Annotated in this window: 20 protein-coding genes; 8 read left to right on the top strand and 12 right to left on the bottom strand. The window is 67.0% G+C overall.

The features are described 5' to 3' along the window. Nucleotides 1-93: 93 nt before the first annotated feature. On the top strand, nucleotides 94-1,419 hold the full coding sequence (locus GGR13_RS02905) for a spinster family MFS transporter (protein ID WP_183211943.1): 1,326 nt from the start codon (nucleotides 94-96) through the stop codon (nucleotides 1,417-1,419). Nucleotides 1,420-1,447: 28 nt separating this feature from the next. Here GGR13_RS02905 and gluQRS read toward each other — a convergent pair whose 3' ends face one another. Further along, the gene (gene gluQRS / locus GGR13_RS02900; RefSeq protein ID WP_183211942.1) at nucleotides 1,448-2,296 is read right to left on the bottom strand and encodes a tRNA glutamyl-Q(34) synthetase GluQRS; all 849 of its coding nucleotides are present in this window, start codon (nucleotides 2,294-2,296) and stop codon (nucleotides 1,448-1,450) included. Between the two features lie 2 nt (nucleotides 2,297-2,298). Further along, nucleotides 2,299-3,444, bottom strand: a complete 1,146-nt coding sequence (locus GGR13_RS02895; protein WP_183211941.1) for a JmjC domain-containing protein — start codon at nucleotides 3,442-3,444, stop codon at nucleotides 2,299-2,301. 53 nt (nucleotides 3,445-3,497) lie between these two features. On the opposite strand from GGR13_RS02895, the gene GGR13_RS02890 reads away from it, so the two are divergent. The 4 genes from GGR13_RS02890 (at nucleotide 3,498) to GGR13_RS02875 (ending at nucleotide 6,418) form a co-directional block, all read left to right on the top strand. Beyond that, on the top strand, nucleotides 3,498-4,151 hold the full coding sequence (locus GGR13_RS02890) for a DNA-3-methyladenine glycosylase family protein (RefSeq protein WP_183211940.1): 654 nt from the start codon (nucleotides 3,498-3,500) through the stop codon (nucleotides 4,149-4,151). Then, entirely contained in the window at nucleotides 4,148-4,798 is a 651-nt protein-coding gene (locus GGR13_RS02885; RefSeq protein ID WP_183211939.1) for a trimeric intracellular cation channel family protein, read from the top strand. Before GGR13_RS02890 ends, GGR13_RS02885 begins: the two co-directional genes overlap by 4 nt. A 132-nt stretch (nucleotides 4,799-4,930) precedes the next feature. Further along, nucleotides 4,931-5,491, top strand: a complete 561-nt coding sequence (locus tag GGR13_RS02880; protein ID WP_183211938.1) for an HNH endonuclease — start codon at nucleotides 4,931-4,933, stop codon at nucleotides 5,489-5,491. Between the two features lie 150 nt (nucleotides 5,492-5,641). Continuing rightward, a complete protein-coding gene (locus GGR13_RS02875) occupies nucleotides 5,642-6,418 on the top strand; it encodes a transglutaminase-like domain-containing protein (RefSeq protein WP_183211937.1) in 777 nt (258 codons plus the stop codon). Between the two features lie 6 nt (nucleotides 6,419-6,424). On the opposite strand, the gene GGR13_RS02870 is transcribed toward GGR13_RS02875, so the two are convergent. Both GGR13_RS02870 and rpmB read right to left on the bottom strand, forming a co-directional pair. Then, nucleotides 6,425-8,143 carry a M1 family aminopeptidase gene (locus tag GGR13_RS02870; protein WP_343060283.1) on the bottom strand — a complete coding sequence of 573 codons (1,719 nt, stop codon included), beginning with the start codon at nucleotides 8,141-8,143 and terminating at the stop codon, nucleotides 6,425-6,427. Between the two features lie 108 nt (nucleotides 8,144-8,251). Then, nucleotides 8,252-8,548 carry a 50S ribosomal protein L28 gene (rpmB, locus tag GGR13_RS02865; RefSeq protein ID WP_183211936.1) on the bottom strand — a complete coding sequence of 99 codons (297 nt, stop codon included), beginning with the start codon at nucleotides 8,546-8,548 and terminating at the stop codon, nucleotides 8,252-8,254. A gap of 459 nt (nucleotides 8,549-9,007) precedes the next feature. On the opposite strand from rpmB, the gene GGR13_RS02860 reads away from it, so the two are divergent. Beyond that, nucleotides 9,008-9,469, top strand: coding sequence for a DUF3617 domain-containing protein (locus tag GGR13_RS02860; RefSeq protein ID WP_183211935.1), 462 nt, complete (start codon nucleotides 9,008-9,010; stop codon nucleotides 9,467-9,469). Nucleotides 9,470-9,553: 84 nt separating this feature from the next. Here GGR13_RS02860 and GGR13_RS02855 read toward each other — a convergent pair whose 3' ends face one another. After that, a complete protein-coding gene (locus GGR13_RS02855) occupies nucleotides 9,554-10,123 on the bottom strand; it encodes a CarD family transcriptional regulator (RefSeq protein WP_183211934.1) in 570 nt (189 codons plus the stop codon). A 290-nt stretch (nucleotides 10,124-10,413) separates the two neighbouring features. Beyond that, nucleotides 10,414-10,755, bottom strand: coding sequence for a ferredoxin FdxA (fdxA, locus tag GGR13_RS02850; protein WP_183211933.1), 342 nt, complete (start codon nucleotides 10,753-10,755; stop codon nucleotides 10,414-10,416). 258 nt (nucleotides 10,756-11,013) lie between these two features. Here fdxA and GGR13_RS02845 point away from each other — a divergent pair, with 258 nt between their 5' ends. Continuing rightward, nucleotides 11,014-11,631 carry a YceI family protein gene (locus GGR13_RS02845; RefSeq protein ID WP_183211932.1) on the top strand — a complete coding sequence of 206 codons (618 nt, stop codon included), beginning with the start codon at nucleotides 11,014-11,016 and terminating at the stop codon, nucleotides 11,629-11,631. A gap of 37 nt (nucleotides 11,632-11,668) precedes the next feature. Here the strand turns inward: GGR13_RS02845 and GGR13_RS02840 are convergent, their stop codons facing one another. The 3 genes from GGR13_RS02840 to GGR13_RS02830 all read right to left on the bottom strand — a co-directional run bounded on the left by GGR13_RS02840 (nucleotide 11,669) and on the right by GGR13_RS02830 (nucleotide 13,998). Further along, nucleotides 11,669-11,980 carry an RNA-binding S4 domain-containing protein gene (locus GGR13_RS02840; RefSeq protein ID WP_246347643.1) on the bottom strand — a complete coding sequence of 104 codons (312 nt, stop codon included), beginning with the start codon at nucleotides 11,978-11,980 and terminating at the stop codon, nucleotides 11,669-11,671. A 120-nt stretch (nucleotides 11,981-12,100) separates the two neighbouring features. Beyond that, nucleotides 12,101-13,447, bottom strand: coding sequence for a cytochrome b/b6 domain-containing protein (locus tag GGR13_RS02835; protein WP_183211931.1), 1,347 nt, complete (start codon nucleotides 13,445-13,447; stop codon nucleotides 12,101-12,103). An 86-nt stretch (nucleotides 13,448-13,533) separates the two neighbouring features. After that, a complete protein-coding gene (locus tag GGR13_RS02830; protein WP_183211930.1) occupies nucleotides 13,534-13,998 on the bottom strand; it encodes a DUF983 domain-containing protein in 465 nt (154 codons plus the stop codon). Nucleotides 13,999-14,105: 107 nt separating this feature from the next. Here GGR13_RS02830 and GGR13_RS02825 point away from each other — a divergent pair, with 107 nt between their 5' ends. Further along, complete coding sequence (locus GGR13_RS02825) at nucleotides 14,106-17,042, top strand: tetratricopeptide repeat protein (protein ID WP_246347642.1); 2,937 nt, start codon at nucleotides 14,106-14,108, stop codon at nucleotides 17,040-17,042. A gap of 8 nt (nucleotides 17,043-17,050) precedes the next feature. Here the strand turns inward: GGR13_RS02825 and GGR13_RS02820 are convergent, their stop codons facing one another. From GGR13_RS02820 to GGR13_RS02810, 3 genes are all read right to left on the bottom strand, one after another. After that, complete coding sequence (locus GGR13_RS02820; RefSeq protein ID WP_281380543.1) at nucleotides 17,051-17,359, bottom strand: HU family DNA-binding protein; 309 nt, start codon at nucleotides 17,357-17,359, stop codon at nucleotides 17,051-17,053. 79 nt (nucleotides 17,360-17,438) lie between these two features. Then, entirely contained in the window at nucleotides 17,439-18,269 is an 831-nt protein-coding gene (gene fliP / locus GGR13_RS02815; protein WP_183211928.1) for a flagellar type III secretion system pore protein FliP, read from the bottom strand. Beyond that, nucleotides 18,266-18,541 (bottom strand): FliO/MopB family protein, encoded by a 276-nt coding sequence (locus GGR13_RS02810; RefSeq protein ID WP_183211927.1) that lies wholly within the window; start codon nucleotides 18,539-18,541, stop codon nucleotides 18,266-18,268. Before GGR13_RS02810 ends, fliP begins: the two co-directional genes overlap by 4 nt. Between the last annotated feature and the right edge of the window lie 73 nt (nucleotides 18,542-18,614).

The following is an 18,614-nucleotide window of genomic DNA, read 5'->3' as shown; positions in this document are numbered from 1 at the left end:
GCGGTTCCAGACACGGGCCGCCGCCCTTTTTGTTTGCAGCCGCCCACGCGGCCGCTACCGTCATCGCAACACAGAGCGTCGGGACCCATCCGCATGAGTATCAATTCGGTCGAACGGGGCATCGGTCCCGCCGCCAATCCCGGCTACCGGGCCTATGTGCTGGGCCTGCTGATGGTCGTCTACACCTTCAACTTCATCGACCGGCAGATCCTCGCCATCCTGGCCCCCTACATCAAGGCGGAACTGGGCTTCACCGACAGCCAGATGGGCCTGCTGGGCGGCCCGGCCTTTGCCGTCGTCTATTCGACGCTCGCCCTGCCGATCGCCTGGCTGGCTGACCGAAAGAGCCGGACCATGATCGTGGCAACGTCGCTGGGCGTGTGGAGCGCCTTCACGGCCCTGTGCGGGTTCGCGGGCGGCTTCTGGACCCTGTTCCTGTCCCGCATGGGCGTCGGCGTCGGAGAGGCCGGTGGCGTGGCCCCGTCCTATTCGCTGGTCTCGGACTATTTCCCCAAGTCGCAGCGTGCACGGGCTCTTGCGGTCTATTCCTTTGGCGTGCCGATCGGAACGGCGCTGGGCTATCTGTTCGGCGGTATCCTGGCGGCGCTGATCGACTGGCGGATTGCCTTCATCGTGGTGGGCCTGGCCGGGGTCCTGCTGGCTCCGTTGCTGAAGTTCACGGTCAAGGATCCGATCCGGGGCGGTTTCGACCGGGCGGAGCCCGTCGAGGGTGCAGGCGCGATCGTCACGCCCCACGTCGAGACCAAGGCCGCTTCGTTCGGCGAGGTCTGGGCCATCCTGCTGAAGAAGCCCAGCTTCTGGTTCCTGGCGTTCGGAGCGGCCTGTTCCTCGGTCTATGGCTATGGGTCGGCCTTCTGGCTGCCCAGCTTCTTCCAGCGGTCCATGGGCATGGAAGGGGTCGAGCGGGCGGTCTACATCGCCGGCATCGCCTTCATCGGCGGCACGGCCGGCATCTGGCTGGGTGGCTGGCTGGCCGACAAGCTGGGCAAGGGGATCAGGAAGGCGGCCTATCCGATGGTGCCGGCCATCGGCTTCATCATCGCCGTGCCGATGTTCTATCTGGCCATGAACGTCGACAACAAATGGCTGGCCTTCGCGCTGTTCCTGATCCCGCAGGCGTTGAGCCTGGCCTGGCTGGGCCCGGTGGTGACAGCGGTCCAGCATCTGGTGCCGGCGCACATGCGATCCACGGCCTCGGCCAGCTTCCTCCTGATCAACAACCTCGTCGGCATCGGTCTGGGCATCTATCTGCTGGGCGCGGTGTCGGATTATCTGACCCCCCGGTTCGGCGAGGAAGCGCTGCGGTATTCGCTGTACGTCGGCCAGTGGTTCTATGGCCTGGCCGCGATCCTGCTGCTGATTTCGGCCCGCAGCCTGAAGCGCGACTGGGTGGATTGAGGCAGGGCAAGGCTCAGGGCCGCAGGGCCTAGCCCTCCAGTTCGGCGATCAGGGCTTCCGCCGACAGGCCGGACGCCCGGATCGCCGCCAGGGTCTCGGACCGGTCGCGCTTGGCGAACCGTTTGCCCCGGGCGTCCAGCAGCAGCCGGTGGTGGCAATAGACCGGCGTCGGCAGGCCCAGCAGGGCCTGCAGGACCCGCTGGATCGAGGTCGTCTCGACCAGATCCTCGCCCCGGATGACGTGGGTGACACCCTGCAGCGCATCGTCGACGACCGAGGCGATCACATAGCCCGCCCCGATGTCCTTGCGGCCCAGCACCATGTCGCCCAGGCGTTCCGGCACCGCCACTTTCAGGCCCGGCGTGTCGGTGCCCTGCTCGACCCAGGTCAGGGCCTTGAGGTCTCCGAGACGGTCGCGCGCCGCCGCCAGCGACAGCCGCCAGGCGAAGGCTTCGCCGCGCGAAAGACGTTCCTCTTCCTCGTCGGGCGCTATCGGCCCGCCCGTGAAGGCCCGGGTATCGACAGGGTCATCGGCATGGGGTGCGCCGCCGGCCAGGGCCAGCAGGTCCTTGCGCGTGCGAAAGCAGCGGTACAGCACACCCAGATCGCGCAGGGTGTCCAGCGCGGCCTGATAGTCGGCCAGATGCTCGGACTGGCGTCGCACGGGCCGCTCCCAGTCCAGCCCGAGCCAGGCAAGATCCTCGAGGATCGCCGCCTCGTACTCCGGTCGGCATCGCGTAAAGTCCGTGTCCTCGATCCGCAGCAGGAAGCGACCGCCGGCCGCCTTCGCCGCGCGCCAGGCCGTCAGGGCAGAGAAGGCATGGCCCCGGTGCAGAAAGCCCGTGGGCGAGGGGGCAAAGCGGGTGACGAAAGGCACGCTCAGTCGACCCGCTTCAGGGCCCCGGCGGTTTCCAGCCGGGCGACGGCGGCCCGGATGTCAGACTCGGCGACGAAGTCGAACTCGGCAATCAGGTCTTCGAGCGCGAACCGGGGCTGGGACAGGGCCCAGCCAACCGCCTCGGCTACGGGACCGGTGAAAGCCGGCGGCAGCAGGCTGGTGCGGGCATAAAGGTTGAGGGCCTTGCGACGGGGCAGGTCATAGGTCGCCGGCCGCCGGACCAGCCGCTCCTGCGCGGCGGCGATCTCGTCCCGGAACTGGGGCAGGGCGGTCAGGGCGGCCAGTTTCTGGCCGAGCAATACCAGATGATCGCCGAGCGCCCGACCCCCGTCCTGGCCGGCCGGCGGAAGGTAGGTGCGGAAGGCAGGATCCTGCATGGCCGCATTCTCCAGCAGGCCGAACAGGATCCGCCCGTAGAGCGGCGTCACCGAATAGGTCAGGTGCAGCGAGGCATTGCCCGGCTCGGCATCGGCGAGGGCGTCATGATACCAGCCGCGCGGCAGGTACAGGACGTCGCCCGGCCGCATCCGGATCTCCTGCATCAACGCGCCCCGCGTCTGGCCGAACCAGGGCCGCAGGCGGTCCTCCGGGACGGGATAGGCCACGGGGCTGTCGGCGCGGTTCTGGTACAGCCGCCAGGTCTTTTCCCCCTCGCAATGGATGGCAAAGACATCGTGCAGGTCGAAATGGGTCCCGAAGGCCTGGACCCCGCTGAACGAGCAATAGGCATTGGCCGACACACTGGCCGCAAAGGCCCGGCTCAGCATCTCGGCCATCGCGGCCATGCCGGGAGCCAGGGGATCGATGTCGTTGGCGATCAGGCTGGCCCCGGTCGCCAGCAGCACCTCCACCTTGGCGGGCGACGGTCGCATCGTCGTGCCCGACTGGTCGGTGACCGCGGTGCAGAAATGCTCCGGCGGGATCGGTTCATTGTCGCGCACCATCCGCAGGCGGCTGGCGGTCCAGCTCGACGTCTGGGATAACAAGGCATTGAACCGCGCCCAGTCGAGGATGGCGCGCTTGGGGGCACCGTCTCCGGCCGGAATGTGCAGCGGTTTCCGGCCATGATACTCGGCCAGGAACCGCTCGGGGGTGATCGGATGCAGAAGTTCGTCCAGAGTGAGCATGGGCAGACGCTAGATTGCTGCCGCTGACCTGTCGACCGAGCGCGAACGTTCCGATGACCCTGACTGCCCCGACCCCCGACGTGATCGCTCTGGCACGGGCGACGCTTGCGGCCCGTGACCCGGCTCTCGCCCAGGCGGATGCCCGGACGCCGGTGTTTGAATGGCGCCTGCGTCCCGGCGGGTTCGAGGGGCTGTTCCGCATGATCGTCGAGCAGCAGGTGTCGGTGGCCTCTGCAGCCTCGGTGTGGGCGCGGTTGCAGGCGGGGCTGGGCGAGATCACGCCTCAGGCCCTGCTGGCGCATGATCTGGACAGTCTGCGCGGCATGGGCCTGTCCCGACAGAAGGCGACCTATGGACAGGGCATGGCCCTGGCGCAGATCGAGGGCCGGATCGACCTGGAGCACATGCAGACCCTCGACGACGCCGGAGCCATCGCGGCGCTGACGGCGCTGAAGGGCGTCGGTCTGTGGACCGCAGAGGCCTATCTGATGATGTGCGAGGGGCGGCTGGACGTGTTTCCCGGGGGCGATGTCGCCCTGCAGGAGGCGATCAAATGGGCCGACGGTACCGAGACCCGGCCTGATCAGAAGGCCGCCTATCTGCGGGCCGAGGCCTGGCGACCCTACCGCGCCGTGGCGACGCATCTGCTGTGGGCATGGTATACCGGGGTCAAGCGCGGCGAGATCAGCCTGGAGCCCCCGGCATGAGCCCCATCGTCGATCCGGCCATCGCCAATCCCGAGACCGTGCTGGGCGCGCTGGATTTCGCCGGCGTGGCCGTGTTCGCGGCGACGGGTGCGCTGGCGGCGGCGCGCGAGCGGCATGATCTGGTGACGTTCGCCTTCTTTGCCGCGATCACCGGTGTGGGAGGCGGGACCCTGCGCGACCTGCTGATCGGCGCGCCGGTGTTCTGGGTGCAAGACTGGCGCTATATCGCCGTCTGCCTCGCAGGGGCGCTGGCGGTGTGGCTGATCGGCGCAGGGCCCTGGCGATTCCGGGCCCTGCTGTGGCTCGATGCCGTCGGGCTGGCGGCCTATGGCGTGCTGGGTGCGGCCAAGGCGGAGGCGTTCGATGTCGCGCCGCTGATCTGTATCGTCATGGGGGCGCTGACCGCCTGTTTCGGCGGGATCGTGCGCGATATCCTGGCCGGCCAGCCCTCGATCCTGCTGCGACGGGAGATCACGGTGTCGGCGGCCCTGCTGGCCGCGACCGTCTATGTCGTGGCGCGCGCCTGGGAGATCGAGACCTGGCCGGCTGCGATCGTCGCCTCGGTCGCCGGTTTCACCCTGCGGGCGGGTGCCCTGCGGTGGGGCTGGAGCCTGCCGGGCTTCCCGGGCGGGCTGGTGCGTAGCTGATCTTCACCGAACAGACACCGGATCGTCATGGCGAGCGCGTCGAATCAGGGATAGGCTGGTGTCACCAGATCGAAGGAGACGCGTCTTCAGTTCGTTGGCATTCCAGATCCATCAGCCGCGCGGGAGCGTCTGATGCTGCACCCGACCCGCACAAACACCGGCTTTCCCGCCCTGGTGTTGAACGCCGATTTTCGGCCGCTGTCCTATTATCCGCTGTCGCTCTGGCCGTGGGAGGAGGCGATCAAGGCGGTCTATCAGGACCGCGTCGATGTCGTGTCCCACTACGACAAGGTGGTGCGCAGCCCGTCGATGGAAATCCAGCTGCCCAGCGTGATCGCGCTGAAATCCTATGTCGACCAGGACCGGACACCGGCCTTCACCCGGTTCAATGTCTTCCTGCGTGACCGTTTCACCTGCCAGTACTGCACCAGTACCAGCGACCTGACGTTCGACCACGTCCTGCCGCGCTCGCAAGGGGGCCGGACGACCTGGGACAATATCGTCGCGGCCTGTTCGCCCTGCAATCTGAGGAAGGGTGGCCGTACGCCCCAGCAGGCGGGCATGCCGGTGCGACGCATGCCGCTTCGCCCCAATGCCTGGCAGTTGCAGGACGCCGGCCGCCGGTTTCCGCCCCACTATCTGCACCAGAGCTGGCTGGACTACCTGTACTGGGACATCGAGCTCGAGCCCTGACGGAATCGGCGCGCCGGCCCCTGATGGGGCGTGCCCATACTCCGCAGGCCTGCTAAGGGGTGCGCACCGCTGCCCCGGAACGGCACCCGTACCGGGGCGTTTCAGGCGGCTGATCCCTTCACCAAAGACTTTTGCGAGCCAGGGCCGCCCATGAAACTTCGTGTCCGTTCCGAGCTTGTCTATCGTTTCGACCCGCCGACGGATGCGATCTACCAGATCAAGGTCGCCCACTGGCCCGGTCAGGCCGTGGAGGACGAGACCCTGACGGTCACGCCGCACGTCGACTTCCATGAGGACGAGAACACCGAATTCGGGGCCCGCACCCTGCGCGCGCGGCTCGAGGGAGAGGTGTCGGTGGTCTATGAGGCCACGGTCGACAACGGCATCCTGAAGGGCTTGCCGCCGGTCACGGTCCAGCATGACTGGAACGACCTGCCGGCCGAGGTGCTGACCTATCTCTGGCCCAGTCGCTATTGCCCTTCGGACCAGTTCGGCCGGTTCGTGGAGCGCGAGTTCGGCGACACCACGGGGGGCGAGCGGGTCCTGGCGATCCTGAAATGGATCAGCGACAATATTGATTACGAGCGCGGGGTGTCGGACTCGGAGACCACGGCGGCGCGGACCTTCATCGACCGGGCCGGCGTATGCCGCGATTTCACCCATCTGGGGATCACCCTGTGCCGGGCGTCGGGGATACCGGCACGGGCTGTCAGCGCCTATGCGTATCAGCTGACCCCGCCCGACTTCCACGCCATCTTCGAGATCTGGCTGTCGAATGGCTGGTGGCTGGTCGACCCCACCGGCCTGGCCCCGATCGAGGGTCTGGTCCGCATCGCCTGCGGGCGAGACGCCGCCGACATTGCGTTTCTGAGCACCCAAGGCAGCTGCGAACTGGTCCGTCAGTCGATCACGGCCGAGGCCGTCTGACCGTCCTCAGTTTCGTGCCTGCGAAGCCTTCCAGGCGTCGATGTAGTCGAGCTGGCGCAAGACAGCGTTGTCCGGATCGATCAGGATATGGCTGCCCGGCTCCAGCCGGATCTCGCCGCGTCCCCCGGTCATCGGCACCTGGCGGCGCTCGCCGTCCACCTCGACCGTGACCGGCATCGGGAAGGCGGCCGCGCCCGACCACGCCAAGGTCATGCGATCTCCGGTTCTTGCGGTGGTCAGGACCGGCAGGGCGGCCTGATAGACATAGGCGTCGAAGAACCAGCGCATGTCGCGTTTGGCCTCCTCACTGACGATGGCGATGAAATCCCGGGTGGTCGCATAACGCGGGCTGAAATTGCCTGGCCTGGGGTCTGGGCGTCCGTAAACCAGCCGGGTCACAGCCCGCTGGAAGGCCTCATCGCCGATCAGCATCCGCAGGGAATGCGCCACCAGCGCCCCCTTGTAGTAGAGGTCCAGCCCGGGACCCGTCGCGCCTTCATAGACCGTGCCGGCATCCTGCTCGCCACCGGACACCAGGGGGAACCGGTTGGTCAGGCTCTGGCGCATCTCGGCCAGTTCGGTCTGCATGTAGCGGTCGCCGTTCAGCCACCGCGCATACAGCGGCTGCATATAGCTGCCGAGGCCCTCGTGCAGCCACATGTCGTCCCACGACACATTGGTCAGCTGGTTGCCGAACCATTCGTGTGCCAGCTCATGCTGCAACAGCCAGTCGTAGCCCTTGCCATCCAGCTTGTAGCCGTTGCCATAGGCATTGATCGTCTGGTGCTCCATGCCGAGGAAGGGGGTCTCGACCACCCCCATCTTTTCGTCACCGAACGGAAAGGGCCCGACGGTCGCCTCATAGAAGTCCAGCATCGGCGCGAACTGGTCGAACAGGGCCTGCGGCTTCGTCGCGTCGGCGACCGGCAGATGCCAGAAGTACATCGGGATGGTGTTGCCGAAGCGGCTTTCGTACGGGGCCGCGATCTCCTGATAGGGGCCGACAGTCAAAGCGATGGCATAGGTGTTCGGATCGCGGGCGGACCAGTGCCAGGTCGTGGTCGCCTGGCCGTCGGCGTCGGGGGCGTTCTCGGTCTTGCCGACCAGCCGGCCGTTCGAGGGGGCCGCCAGGTCCGAAGGCACGGTGATATGCAGATCGACCCGGCCCGGCTCGCCCTGTGGGTGGTCGATACAGGGCCAGAACAGGTCGCAGCCCTCGCCCTGCACGGCGGTCGCGACCCAGGGCTTGCCGTCGGGTGTCCTGCGCCAGACAAAGCCGCCATCCCACGGCGCGTTACGGGCCCTGTGGGGCTGGCCCGAATAGGCGATCCGGATCGCTGTGGTCTGTCCGGCCGCCAGCGGCGCGGGCAGGGTGAGCGTCAGCCGGCCCTCAGGATTGGACCAGCGATCGGACCCGACCGCCTGGCCGTCGACTGCGATCGCGCTGACGTCGAAGCGGTTGTCCAGCTCGACCACGATCCGCTCCAGCGGGGCCGTGGCCGTGAAGGTCAGGGTGGCGACAGCGTCGATGGACTCGGTCTCGGGCAGGACGCGGATCGCCAGATCGGCGACGTCGAACCGGACCGCCAACTGTTCCGGCGTACGCGGCGTGCCGCTGGACAGGGTGAAGGCAGTGGAGGCCGGGGGTGCCGGCAGGGTCTGGGCGGCGGTAACGGACGCAAGCGCCGCGAAAGCGACACCCGCCAGAAGACTGATCGATCTCACGCCACGCTCCAGCAAGGACAGGGCATAAGCCTAACGATCAATGCCGGACGGGCAAAGAAAAAGGCCGGTGTTTCCACCGGCCTCGTTCAGAATGGTTTGTTGCCCGGATCAGGCAGCGGCGAGATCGGCGATCTTGGCCTTGATCTGACGCTTGATCTTCTGGGCGGCAGGCGACAGCTGCTCGTCGCCGGCCTTGACGATATAGGCGTCCAGGCCACCCTTGTAGTCGAGGGTGCGCAGCGCGGCATTCGAGATGCGCAGGGTATAGGACTGTCCAAGGGCTTCAGACGCCAGCTTGACCTTCTTCAGCGACGGCAGGAAGCGGCGCTTGGTCTTCACATTCGAGTGGCTGACGCGGTTTCCGACCATCGGACCGATACCGGTGAGTTCGCAACGACGCGACATCGCGTAATCCTTAAGACGAGGCCATCGCGGTCGGCTTGAACGAAACCGGCGCGAGGCATGAAATGAAGACGCGCAAGGGAGCCCCCTGCGCGAGAGGGGGCCGTATAGAGGAACCGGGATCGATCCGTCAAGGCTTCGGATTCCCTCCTGTGCCGTGCGGAGGGGACCCTGTCCGGGTCAACCAGCCCCTCCACCGCTTCGCGGTCCCCCTCCCCATCGCTGCGCGATGGGGAGGACAGTGTTTCCTCCCCGCGCAGCGGGGAGGGGGACCCCGAAGGGGTGGAGGGGCTATGCCCGCTAAACCGCCGGTCCGTGTCCGGGTCAGCCAGCCCCTCCACCCCGCTGCGCGCGGTCCCCCTCCCCATCGCTGCGCGACGGGGAGGATATCGTTCAGACCTCGTTCAATTGCCGCCATATAGTCAGGCTATCCACATCGCCGTGTCACCCGAAAGTCCGACCATGACCGTTCGTCCCCGCCTGACCCGTCTGCTGGCCGTGGCCGCGCCTGCTCTGGCAGGTGCCCTGCTGCTCGCGGTCCCCTCCTCGGCGCGACAGGCCCAGGCGCCGACGCCCCAGCCCGGCTATTGGGAGTATACCACCACGGCCGTGGGCATTCGCGACACCGAGCAGAAATGCGTCCGGGCCAGCGAGATCAACCGGTTCTTCGGCGGGCTCTCGACGCGGCGCTGGCAATGCACCTATCCGGTCCGGGAAGTCGGCGGCGGCAATGCCCGGTTCGAGGGCACCTGCACGGACAAGAAGGGCCGTCGCGTCAATGTCCGGCTGAACGGACCCTATGAAGCCGAGAGTTTCCGGTTTCGTGGCGGGGCCCAGCTGGCCCGGGGCACGCCCTATCTGCCCGCCAGCATCAATGCGCGGCGCATCTCGGCCCAGTGCCCGGCCGGCGCGGAGTATTTCTAGTCCGTCGAGGTGTCCCTGCCGAGAACAGCAAAAAGGCCCGGGATTGCTCCCGGGCCTTTTCAGTGTTCAGCGGTCGTCTGCTGTTCAGGCGGCTTCGGCCTCGGAGTCGGCATCGGCGGCCTCTGCCGCTTCGTTGGCCGCTACGACGGCCTTCTTGGCGCTCAGCGACTTGGCCAGCAGCTTGACGGCAGCGTCCTTGTCGATGCGGTTGGCGGCCGCCACTTCACGGGCCATCCGGTCGAGTGCCGATTCATAGAGCTGGCGCTCGGAATAGGACTGCTCCGGCTGGCTGTCCGCGCGGTGCAGGTCGCGGACGACCTCGGCGATCGAGATCAGGTCCCCGGAGTTGATCTTGGCTTCATACTCCTGGGCGCGGCGGCTCCACATGGTGCGCTTGATCCGTGCGCGACCCTTCAGGGTCGTGAGGGCGCGGCTGACGACGTCGTCATTGGCCAGTGACCGGAGGCCGGCTGTCTTGGCCTTCTTGGTCGGCACGCGCAGGGTCATCTTCTCGTGATCGAAGGTCACGACATAGACCTCAAGACTCATCCCTGCGACTTCCTGAGTCTCGACCGCAGCAACCTTGCCCACGCCGTGTGCGGGATAGACCACCGCATCGCCGACCTTGAATTCCAGACCCGTCTTGCTCGTCATGTTATTCCTTTCTCGGACGCAGGGGCGAGGATGCGTAGGACACCTGACAAAAACAGCTTCGCAACCGCCGGAAACTCCGTCGGTCGGCAAGGCATAAAGACGTCAGATGTGGAAACGGATCACCGAACCTCTGGCCGATCCCGCCTTCGTGGGCGGGATTCTGTCGCAAATGCGGGCGGCACGCATGATTTGCTCACCGCCCGACCCAATGTGAGAGAACATATCACAAAAGGCGGCAATTTCAAAACGTACGTTAAGGTTCGGGAACGGGCCGCGCCGTTCCCATCGAGTCAGCGGCCCTTGCCGGGCTCCGGGCTGAAGTATTTCTCGAACTTTCCGGTTTCTCGCTCGAAGGCTTCGCGATCGGCCGGCGGTGTGCCCTTGACGGTGATGTTGGGCCAGACCTTGGCATAGGTCGCGTTGATCTGCAGCCATTTGCCGTCAGGCTCGTCCTCGGTGTCCGGCTTGATGGCGTCGATGGGGCATTCCGGTTCGCAGACTCCGCAGTCGATGCATTCATCCGGCGCGATGACGAGGAAATTCTCACCTTCATAGAAGCAGTCCACCGGACAGACTTCGATGCAGTCCATGAATTTGCACTTCACGCAGGCATCGGTGACGATATAGGTCATGGGTAGCGGGACCGCGCGCGGTTGTTGTCAGGTACAGTCGGTTAGGACGGCTTGCGGAAATGACCTCCCGTCGACGAACTGTCAACCGAACGGCGCAGGATGCAGTGACGCAATGCTCCGGGCGACATCCGTGACACATGACACCCCACGAAGGACCGGTCGTCCGTCCGAGATCCTTGCCTTGACGCCACAACGGACTATCTGCATCACTGTCGATTACAGTTCATCCGCCTCTTTCACCCGACCAAGGAAACCGTCATGCGCCTGATCACGAAATCCGCTCTTGCCGCCTCCGCTGCCCTGACCCTGATCGCCGGGGGCGTCGTCGCCCAGGCGGCCTTCACCAAGGTTCCGTCGGAAGTGCGCGCCGGCACCTACAAACTCGACTCTTCGCACGGCAAGATCACGTACAAGATCAACCACCTGGGTTTCTCGACCTACATCGGCCAGTTCGCCAACGTCGAGGCGACCCTGACGCTGGATCCGGCCAACCCTTCGGCCAGCACCCTGACGGCCACTGTGCCGGTGTCGGGTCACGACAACACCTCCGAAGGGCTGAAGACCCACCTCGCCTCGGCTGACTTCTTCAACGCGGCCCAGTTCCCGAACATCACCTTTGTGGCGACCTCGGTCACGGTTGATGCCGAAGACCCGACCGAAGCCGCCGTTGTGGGCAATCTGACAATCAAGGATGTGACCAAGCCCGTGACCCTCGACGTCGAGTTCAACCAGGCGGGCACAATGCGTGGGCGCTACGTCGTCGGCTTTGACGGAGAGACGACGATCAAGCGGTCCGACTTCGGCATGACCTACGGCCTGCCCGCCATCGGCGACGAGGTCGAGTTGCACATCGAAGGCGAGTTCGTCGCGCAGTAGGGCTGAAAAAAGAGGGTGTCAGTCCCCGGCAGCAAACCTAGCCGGGGTCGACGACATCCAGCGGTGAATAGAGGGCGCGGGCTTCCGAAGGGGGGCCGCGCCGCTCGCCCAGAGCCTCGATCCGGACGGCCGTGATGCGTTCATTGAGCGAAAACACCAGGGAGTCACCCGGGTGGACGCAGCGACTGGGCTTGTCCAGCCGCACCTGACGGCCCTGATGCGTCAGCCGGACAGCCCCGCGTTCGACGAGGGCGGCGGCGAGGGAACGCGTCTTCACGAAACGCGCGCGCCAGAGCCAGACATCCACCCGGCAACTGGCAGAGGTGGCCATCAGGCCGAGATCACTCATAGGCCCGGCCCCTGTCCTGCCCCTGTTCGAAATGCCATCGACGGGACATGGGTCGCCTCGTCATCATTCGCCACCCATGCGGCCAACGGGCAGGGTTGCGATTCAGAAAAGCCCCTGGCGTCAGGGCGTGTCTCGCACGGCGACGACCGTGGTCTCGACCTGCACGGCACCGGGAATGTCATCCGTTCCGGCCCATTCTCCCGTACCGACACCAAAGTCCGTGCGATCGAGGCGGGTCGTACCCGCCATCCGCGCCGTGTCGCCCTCGATCGTCAGGGTGAACTGCAGGGTGGCAGGGCGGGACACGCCCTTGATCCTCAGGCTGCCCCGCGCCTCGTAACGGTCGGGACCGAGGCGGCGGAACCGGGTGGCCGAGAAGGTCGCCTGCGCGTGGTTGGCCACATCGAACCATTCGGATCCTGCCAGCACGCCCTGACTGTCGGAATCGTCGGTCGCAAACGATCCCATGTCGACCACCACGCGGACGCGGGACTGGTCCAGCGCCTCGGGCGAAAAGACGATGTCGGCCGTCCAGCTCCGGAACTGGCCGCGGATCGGGGCGCCGGACTGGGTCGTCGAGAAGGCGAGCCGCGAACCGGCGTTCTGGACGCGCCAGCGAGAGGCTGGCACCGGCCCGGACGGTTCACCCGGCGACGCCAGCGCCATCTCTGTTTCCGCTGGAGCGGGCGCGAGCCCGGGCGGCGCGGCCTCGCTGCCCGGTTGCCGGGCCGGGGTCTCGGCCGGCGTCATGATCCGTTCGCCGGACGGGGCGACGGGTTCAGGAGGGCTGCGGGTCTGCGAGGCCCAGGGCCATGTCGCGGCCACGGCAGCCATGATCGCGAGGGTGCCGACAACGGCGACCAGACGCAGATCCAGACGCGCGACCCGCGCCGGGCCTGGCAGGATGCGGGCCAGTCCGTGGTCCCGATCCACAAGATGGTGTTTCAGGGCACCCAGCACATGCAGCGCCAGCAGGGCGTAAAGCGCATAGCCCAGCAGTCGGTGCGCCGTCTCGGCGGCCTCCTCGACGGAGGCCTTCGACGCAGGCTCAAGGCCGGGGATGCCGGGTATGTGCGGGAAGGGGATCAGCCCGAACAGGACCGTATCGATCCCGGTGCGCGATGCCGAAACAATCAGCCAGCCTGACAGCGGGATGGCCAGCAGGACGGCATAGAATCCGAGATGAACGCCGTGGGCCAGGCGCTTTTCCCACATCGGCCCGTCACCGGGCGGAGGCGGCCGGTGTGTCCATCGCCAACCGATCCGCACGAGCGTGAGGGCCAGGATGGTGATGCCGATCGACTTGTGGAGCTGGTAGACCGCAAAGGTGATGGCCCCGGGTGGCCCCTCCATGCGCAGGCCAAGCCCGATCTCGAGCATGATCAGCAGGGCGATCGCCCAGTGCAGCGCCATCGCCCCCCGGCTGTAGCGGGATGAGGCGTGTGGAGGTGGCGCCGGGTCGGACATGATCAGCTCATCAATGAAGACTGAATCTGTAATGGCCTCTGCTACAGAATTTCAAGGCCGCTTCCGGGCCGATCCGCGGCAGCTGCCTAATCCGGCGTTCTGGCGGCACGGCGGGCGGCGCGCTCGTCCTGACCGCGCCAGGCCGTGCCCTCGCCGTGCTTGCCGACACTTTCGAACTCGGGGGGCGCGGCCTTGTGGACATATTGTTCCGAGACCAGCCAGCCCTTGAACGGTCGAAGCGATGCCATGCAGGCGATGGCCAGCAGGGGCAGGGTCACGGCCATATGCACCCAGATCGGCGGATGGACGGTGAACTCGAAGGCCATGAAGGCCATCATTCCGATCAGCCCGACGCCCGACGCTACGAAGAAAGCAGGACCGTCCGCCGGGTCGGCAAAGCTGTAGTCCAGTCCGCACGCGGGACAGCGGTCCCGGATCGTCAGATAGCCCTTCAGCAAGGGCCCCTTGCCGCAGCGCGGGCAGCGGCAGCGCAGCCCGGTCGACAGGGTACTGAGCGGCGGATAGGCGGGATCGACCGAGGGGTCTGACATGGTTTGGGCTCCAGACCCTTCATGTCGTGCGCGACCGCCCCCGGCGCAAGCAGGCAAGCCCCGAGGTCATGCCTCATTAACCGCGCCGAAAGGCCCGGCACGCAAAGATGCACGCGATGTCCGCCGCGCGCCGCCGCTCACGCATTGCCAGGACCACCGTAGCGCTGGGCGCTGCGGGGACGATGGCGCTTGCCCCGATCGGACCGGCCGCGGTCCCGGCCTTTGCCCAGGAAGCGGCTGCCGTCGCGCTGGACCCGGTCACCATCCGGACCGGGGTCAATGACGGCTTCACCCGTGTCGAGTTTGCGGGCGTCGTGGGGTCCCGGTCACGGGTCCGGCGCGAGGGCCAGCAGGTCATCGTGCGGATCGGCTCCACGGCCGCGCCCGACGTCAGCCGCCTGCGGGTCAATCCCCCGGCCGGTGTCGAGAAGGTCGAGACGCGGGCCGCTAGGAACGCCACCGAAATCGTCATGACCCTCGCCGAGGGCAGTGATTTCCGCACCGGCATCGACGATGGCGCGGTCTGGCTGAACCTTTATGCCCCGGGCAAGGCTCCGGCGCCCTCCGAGACGGCTGCGACGATCGCGCCGGGCACGGTCGTCCCCGTGTCGACCGAGTCGACCGCAGACAAGACTGTCCTGCAGTTCCAGTGGCCGAGCCCGGTCGGCGCTGCTGTCTTCCGGCGCGGCGAGGCCGTCTGGGTCGTGTTCGACGCCGCTGCCCGGCTGGACATGGCGGGGGCCGAGGATACCGGACCGGCAGGTGCGCCGCGCTGGGCGGTCGGGCCGGATTACACCGTGGTTCGAATTCCGGCGGCTGGGTCGCTGTCCGTGTCAGCGCAGGGCGATGGCAGTGGCTGGACCGTGACCATTGGCGGGCCACCGATGGCCTCCACCGGCGTCGCCCTGAGCCGCGACGACACGGGTGAGGCGTCGCTCGTGGCCCAGATGGCCGGCGCGACCAAGGCCATCTGGCTGACCGATCCGATGGTCGGCGACCGGTTCGCGGCCGTCACGGCCCTGGCGCCCGGCAAGGGCTTTGGCGCCCGCAAGCGGACTGTCGATGCGACGCTGCTGCCCACGGCCCAGGGCCTGGCGGTCGAGACCGCGACCGATGACCTGACGATCGTGCCCGAAGGCGATCTGGTGACGCTGAGCCGTCCCGGCGGCCTGACCTTGTCGGCACCGTCTGTCGAGCTGGCCGAGGCCGAAAGCCCCGATGGGGCCCCGGTCAAGGCGCGCTATCCGGCCCTGATCCTCAGCGACTGGGCCTCGACCGGACAGGGGACCTTTCAGGCCCGCTATCGCGAACTGTCGGATGCGGCTTCCAATGAAGCCATCGCCGCCAGTGATGATCCACGCCAGCCGATCGAGGCCCGCCTGGCCCTGACCCGGTTCCTTGTCGGTTCGGGTCTGGGATACGAGGCGATCGGCGTCGTCACGGCCCTGGTCAACAAGTCCCCCGGACTTCAGGGCGAGCCCGAGCTTCGGGGTCTGCGCGGCGCGGCGCGGGCCTCGATCGGGCGTCTGGAAGAAGCTGCGGCCGACTTCTCCGCCGGCTCGCTGGCAGGTGATCCTTCGACCCGGGTCTGGCAGGGCTATCTGGCGGCGAACCAGGGCGAGTGGGCCGAGGCCCGGCAGGCCTTTTCCGCCGGTGCCGCCGTCATCGACCAGTTTCCGCCGGAGTGGCGGGCGCGGTTCGGGACCGCCCATGCCATGGCTGCGCTCGAGACCGGCGACCTGGTCGGCGCGCGCGAGCTGCTCGATTATGTCTTTGCCCAAAACGCCCCGGCTGTGGACCAACTGGCGGCGCGCCTGGTCCAGGCCCAGCTGTTCGAAAAGGACGGTCGCAGCGACACCGCCCTGGCCATCTACAAGGCCGTGGCCCGCACGCCGATGGACGGGATCGCAACACCGGCCAAACTGGGTGTGGTGAAGCTGGAACTGGCCAAGGGCACGATGAAGCCGGACGCGGCGGCTGCGGAGCTGGAATCGCTGAAATGGCGCTGGCGTGGCGATGCGACCGAACTGGCCGTGATCCGAACCCTCGGCGGGCTCTACCTGTCCCAGGGGCGCTATCGCGAGGCGCTCGAGGCCCTGCGCGGAGCGGGCGGCCGACTGTCCACCATGCCGGGCGGAGCCGAGCTTCAGGCAGATCTGGCCAATGCCTTCCGCGCCATGTTCCTCGACGGCGCAGCGGACGGACTGCAGCCGATCCAGGCCCTGGGGCTGTTCTACGACTTCCGGGAACTGACACCCGTCGGTGCCGACGGCGACGAGATGGTGCGGCGGCTTGCACGGCGGCTGATCGATGTGGACCTGCTGGACCAGGCTGCGGAGCTGCTCAAGCATCAGGTCGAGAACCGGCTCGAGGGCGTGGCCAAGGCCCAGGTCGCGACCGACCTTGCGACGGTCTATCTGATGGACCGCCAGCCGGAACCGGCCCTGCAGGCCCTGTGGTCGTCCCGGTCCACCCTGCTGCCCAGCGCCCTGACGGCCGAGCGGCGCGGGCTGGAAGCGCGTGCCCTGATGGAGCTGGGTCGTACGGACCATGCGCTGGAAGTGCTGGGCAACGACCAGAGCCCGGCCGCCCGCGATGTCCGCGCTGAGATTCTCTGGAAGAAGTCGGACTGGACTGCAGCGGCAGCCCTGTATGAATCGCGGCTCGGCGAGCGGTTCCGGGACACGGCAAGTCCCCTGACGGCCGATGAGGAGAGCCGGCTGATCCGCGCGGGCGTGGGCTATTCGCTGGCGCGCGACAGCGCTGCCCTGAGCCGGCTGTCGCGGAACTACATGCCGTTTGTCGAGCGGGCCCGGTCGCCGGCCTCGGTCCGGATCGCGCTGGACGGTCTGGATGGAATGGAGGGCCCGGCGGCGGCGGGCGATTTCGCCGGCCTGACCGCCAATGCCGATACCTTCACCGGCTGGGTCAATGCGATGAAGACGTCTCTGCGCGAAAAGACCGCGAAAGCAAAAACGGGCGGGGCCAACGCAGCCGCGCCGGCACCCGCCCGTCCTCAACCTGCGGCCGCCGCAGCGGCCTGAAACAGGCTCTAGCCGTTCACGGCGTCCTTCAGCGGCTTCGAAACGCGGAAGCGCACAGCCTTGGAGGCGGCGATCTTGATGGTCGCACCCGTGGCGGGGTTGCGGCCTTCGCGCTCGGCGCGGTCGGCGGTGTCGAACACGCCCAGGTTCGAGATGCGGACGTCGCCGCCCGACTTGAGGCTGGCGTGGATATTCTCGACGATCGCGGTCAGCACCTTGCCGGCGTCGGCCTGCGAAACACCGGCGTCCTTGGCGACGGCGGCAATGAGTTCAGCTTGCGTGGTCATGGTCGTTTCCAAAAATGTCGCCCGATACAGAGCGAAGACGGACGGATCAACACGCGTTTGCAGGGTCTTGGCAAGTCGCCAGACTGCTAAATGTCAGTGAGGGCGGGAACTATCCGGTTCCGGACGCTCGCTGGAAGCTCTCGACGAGGCTGCCGGCGACCAGCCGCCAGCCATCGACCAGCACGAAAAAGATCAGCTTGAAGGGCAGCGAGATCACCACTGGCGGCAGCATCATCATACCCATGGACATGAGCACGCTGGCGACCACCAGATCGATGACAAGAAACGGAACGAAAAGAAGAAATCCGATTTCGAAGGCCGTCTTCAGCTCGCTGATCATGAAGGCCGGAATGACCACCCGCAGGGGCAGTTCGGTGATCTCGGCCGGGGCCGGGATCTGGCTCAGCCGCGTGAACAGGGCGAGGTCGTCCTGGTCGACCTGCGCCAGCATGAAGGTCTTGACCGGTTCGGAGGCCAGATCGAACGCCTGCGGCAATTCCATCTGCTGATCCATCAGCGGACGGATGCCCGAATCATAGGCGTCCTGCCAGGTGGGGGCCATGACGATGGCGCTGAGGAACAGCGCGAGTGACACGAGGACCGCATTGGGCGGCGACTGCTGCATGCCCAGCGCCGTCCGCAGCAGCGACAGCACGACGATGATTCGCACGAAACTGGTCGTCATGATGACGATCGAGGGGGCCAGCGACAGGACGGTCATCAGCCCGACCAGCTGAACAACACGCTCGGTCAGGCCGGCACCCGTGCCGAGGTCAACGTTGATGGCGGAGCCGGTCGTGGCGACGTCCTGGGCAAAGGCGGCGAGGGGCCACATCCAGCAGGCCAGGGTGGCCAGTATGGACAGCCGGAAAGCCCGTTTCAGTTCGTCGCGTGTGGGCCAGCCGAGGATCGCGCGTCGGGCCGTTTGGCGGGGTTTCATGCGGCTGTTCCCGGCCCGCGCGGCTCGATCAGTTCCTTGCCCTCGCCCAGCAGGATCAGGCGCTCCTCCGAATCGACCCGCACGAGGACCAGTCGGCGCGCCGGGTCCAGCACGAGGGTCTCGACGACCTGCATCCGGCGCTCGCCGCGCTCGGCAGACAGTTTGGCCATGAGCTGCGGCGCATAGCGGCGGGCCGCCCATGCACACAGGCCGATCAGGCCCAGAACGAAGGCCAGGCCGAAGATCGCGCGGGCGAGATCGATCAGGTTCATGGTGCTGGGACGTCCCGAAGGACCGCGGACAGGGCGGTCGGTCAGGCACAGACATCAACGATCGTGGTTAACG

The organism is Brevundimonas variabilis (assembly GCF_014199945.1).
Lineage (GTDB): Bacteria > Pseudomonadota > Alphaproteobacteria > Caulobacterales > Caulobacteraceae > Brevundimonas > Brevundimonas variabilis.
Note: the sequence above shows the minus strand (reverse complement) of the source record. Positions and strands in the feature narration are given on the sequence as shown.

Excerpts from the sequence above, each read along its gene's own strand:
- GGR13_RS02905 (WP_183211943.1), top strand. The coding sequence starts at position 94 with ATGAGTATCAATTCGGTCGAACGGGGCATCGGTCCCGCCGCCAATCCC.
- GGR13_RS02855 (WP_183211934.1), bottom strand. The coding sequence starts at position 10,123 with ATGACGAGCAAGACGGGTCTGGAATTCAAGGTCGGCGATGCGGTGGTC.
- GGR13_RS02840 (WP_246347643.1), bottom strand. The coding sequence starts at position 11,980 with ATGAGTGATCTCGGCCTGATGGCCACCTCTGCCAGTTGCCGGGTGGAT.
- GGR13_RS02885 (WP_183211939.1), top strand. The coding sequence starts at position 4,148 with ATGAGCCCCATCGTCGATCCGGCCATCGCCAATCCCGAGACCGTGCTG.
- GGR13_RS02880 (WP_183211938.1), top strand. The coding sequence starts at position 4,931 with ATGCTGCACCCGACCCGCACAAACACCGGCTTTCCCGCCCTGGTGTTG.
- GGR13_RS02825 (WP_246347642.1), top strand. The coding sequence starts at position 14,106 with ATGCACGCGATGTCCGCCGCGCGCCGCCGCTCACGCATTGCCAGGACC.
- GGR13_RS02835 (WP_183211931.1), bottom strand. The coding sequence starts at position 13,447 with ATGTCCGACCCGGCGCCACCTCCACACGCCTCATCCCGCTACAGCCGG.
- GGR13_RS02895 (WP_183211941.1), bottom strand. The coding sequence starts at position 3,444 with ATGCTCACTCTGGACGAACTTCTGCATCCGATCACCCCCGAGCGGTTC.
- GGR13_RS02875 (WP_183211937.1), top strand. The coding sequence starts at position 5,642 with ATGAAACTTCGTGTCCGTTCCGAGCTTGTCTATCGTTTCGACCCGCCG.
- GGR13_RS02810 (WP_183211927.1), bottom strand. The coding sequence starts at position 18,541 with ATGAACCTGATCGATCTCGCCCGCGCGATCTTCGGCCTGGCCTTCGTT.
- fliP (WP_183211928.1), bottom strand. The coding sequence starts at position 18,269 with ATGAAACCCCGCCAAACGGCCCGACGCGCGATCCTCGGCTGGCCCACA.
- fdxA (WP_183211933.1), bottom strand. The coding sequence starts at position 10,755 with ATGACCTATATCGTCACCGATGCCTGCGTGAAGTGCAAATTCATGGAC.
- GGR13_RS02845 (WP_183211932.1), top strand. The coding sequence starts at position 11,014 with ATGCGCCTGATCACGAAATCCGCTCTTGCCGCCTCCGCTGCCCTGACC.
- GGR13_RS02830 (WP_183211930.1), bottom strand. The coding sequence starts at position 13,998 with ATGTCAGACCCCTCGGTCGATCCCGCCTATCCGCCGCTCAGTACCCTG.
- rpmB (WP_183211936.1), bottom strand. The coding sequence starts at position 8,548 with ATGTCGCGTCGTTGCGAACTCACCGGTATCGGTCCGATGGTCGGAAAC.
- GGR13_RS02860 (WP_183211935.1), top strand. The coding sequence starts at position 9,008 with ATGACCGTTCGTCCCCGCCTGACCCGTCTGCTGGCCGTGGCCGCGCCT.
- GGR13_RS02890 (WP_183211940.1), top strand. The coding sequence starts at position 3,498 with ATGACCCTGACTGCCCCGACCCCCGACGTGATCGCTCTGGCACGGGCG.